Here is a 2,039-nt window from a genome sequence, read left to right as displayed (position 1 = left end):
AAGGCAGTGGCAGCGGGCTGACAGCACGGAGCCGGGGCAGGGCCCGGTACGACGGGCGGCGGTGCGCCGGACCGCGTACCGCTCCCCCCGCCCCGGCCGTTCCACCGCCCATCCCGTCTCAGGATCAAGGAGCGCTGCCCATGCGCATCGCCGTGAGCGGATCGATAGCGACCGACCATCTGATGGTGTACCCCGGACGCTTCGCCGAGCATCTGATCGAGGAGCAGTTGGAGCGGGTCTCCCTCTCCTTCCTCGCCGACCGGCTCCAAGTGCGCCGAGGAGGCGTCGGCGCCAACATCGCCTTCGGCCTCGGCCTGCTGGGCCTCGACCCGATTCTGGTCGGTGCGGCGGGAGTCGACTTCGCCGAGTACGGCGCCTGGCTGCGGGCGAACGGCGTCGACACGTCCCAGGTCCGGGTCAGCGAGGACCTGCACACCGCCCGCTTCGTGTGCACCACCGACAACGACCAGAACCAGATCGCCACCTTCTACGCCGGCGCCATGGCCGAGGCCTCCAGGATCGATCTGGCCGCGGTCGCCGAACGTACCGGTACACCCGCGCTCGTCCTGGTCGGAGCCGACGATCCCGCCGCCATGCTGCGGCACACCGCTACGGCGCACAGGCTCGGCATCCCCGTCGCCGCCGACCCCTCCCAGCAGCTCGCCCGCCTGGACCGCGACCAGACGCGTCAACTCGTGCACGGTGCGGGGTGGCTGTTCACCAACGAGTACGAGGCGGCCCTGCTTCTGGAACGCACCGGATGGACGGAGGATCACCTGCTGAGCCGGGTCGGCACCTGGATCACCACGCTGGGTGGTGCCGGAGTGGCGCTTGCCAGGTCGGGCGAACCGGTGTCGCGGATCCCCGCCGTACCCGCGGAGGAGATCTCCGACCCCACGGGCGCCGGAGACGCCTTCCGTTCCGGGTTCCTCGCGGGAACGGCATGGGGCTGGCCGCAGGAGCAGGCGGCCCGGCTCGGCTGTGCCATGGCCACCACCGTGCTGGAGTCCGGCGGTACCCAGGAGTACAAGCTCAGCCCGTCGGACCTGGTCGCCCGCGTCGAGCAGGTGTACGGCGGCGATCTGGCCCGTGCCCTGGAGTCGCGGCTCGTGCAGGTGCCGTGACTCCCGGGGAGTGCTGCGGGCAGGCCGGGAGGCCCGCGTCGACGGACACATCCCCCACGTTCTCGTTCGAGTTCTTCCCGCCCAGGACCGCTCAGGGCGAGCGGACACTGTGGCGGGCGATCCGCCGGGTCGAGGCGCTCGCTCCCGACTTCGTGTCCGTCACCTACGGGGCAGGCGGATCCTCGCGTGAGCGGACCATCGAGGTGACGCGGCGGGTCAGGGCCGAGACGACCTTGCGGCCGGTGGCCCATCTGACCGCCGTGGGGCACTCGGTCCTCGAACTGCGCCGTATCATCGGCCAGTACGCCGACGCGGGAATCCGTGACGTACTGGTCCTGCGCGGCGATCCGCCAGGTGATCCGAACGGCCCCTGGATCCCGCACCCGGAAGGCCTTACCCATGCATACGAGCTGGTCGAACTGGTCCGGTCCCTGGGGGACTTCACCATCGGCGTCGCGGCCTTCCCGGAAAGGCACCCGCGTTCGCCGGACTGGGACAGTGACATCCGGCACTTCGTCGCCAAGTGCCGTGCGGGCGCGGACTACGCGATCACCCAGATGTTCTTCGACCCCGAGGACTATCTGAGGCTGCGAGACCGCGTCTGCGCCGCGGGCTGCGACATCCCGATCATCCCGGAGATCATGCCGGCCGTCGACGTCCGCCAGATCCGCCGCTTCGCGGAACTGTCGCACGCCGCGTTCCCCGAGGACCTCGCGCACAGTCTAGAGGCGGTCCGTGACGATCCCGCGGCCGGCCACCGGATCGGTGTCGAGCACGCCACCGCCATGGCCGGGCGCCTGCTGGCCGAGGGCGCCCCGGGTCTGCACTACATCACGCTGAACAAGTCCACGGCGGCCCTGGACATCCACCGCAACGTACTGAGCGCAAGGAGTCTCCGTGTCAGTTGAGTTCACC

Annotated in this window: 2 protein-coding genes; both read left to right on the top strand. The window is 70.4% G+C overall.

Annotated features, from left to right (window positions below; genetic code table 11):
• Window positions 1-140: 140 nt before the first annotated feature.
• Window positions 141-1,124, top strand: coding sequence for a carbohydrate kinase family protein (locus tag IQ279_RS27445; RefSeq protein ID WP_206352027.1), 984 nt, complete (start codon window positions 141-143; stop codon window positions 1,122-1,124).
• Window positions 1,121-2,032 carry a methylenetetrahydrofolate reductase [NAD(P)H] gene (gene metF / locus IQ279_RS27440; protein WP_206352026.1) on the top strand — a complete coding sequence of 304 codons (912 nt, stop codon included), beginning with the start codon at window positions 1,121-1,123 and terminating at the stop codon, window positions 2,030-2,032. Before IQ279_RS27445 ends, metF begins: the two co-directional genes overlap by 4 nt.
• Window positions 2,033-2,039: the final 7 nt, after the last annotated feature.

This window comes from Streptomyces verrucosisporus (genome assembly GCF_017114865.1).
In the GTDB taxonomy this organism is placed as follows: Bacteria; Actinomycetota; Actinomycetes; order Streptomycetales; family Streptomycetaceae; genus Streptomyces; species Streptomyces fenghuangensis.
This window is presented reverse-complemented; position numbering and strand designations above follow the sequence as displayed.

What these genes read in the sequence shown, in the direction of transcription:
- IQ279_RS27445 (WP_206352027.1), top strand. Translation starts at nt 141, where the DNA reads ATGCGCATCGCCGTGAGCGGATCGATAGCGACCGACCATCTGATGGTG.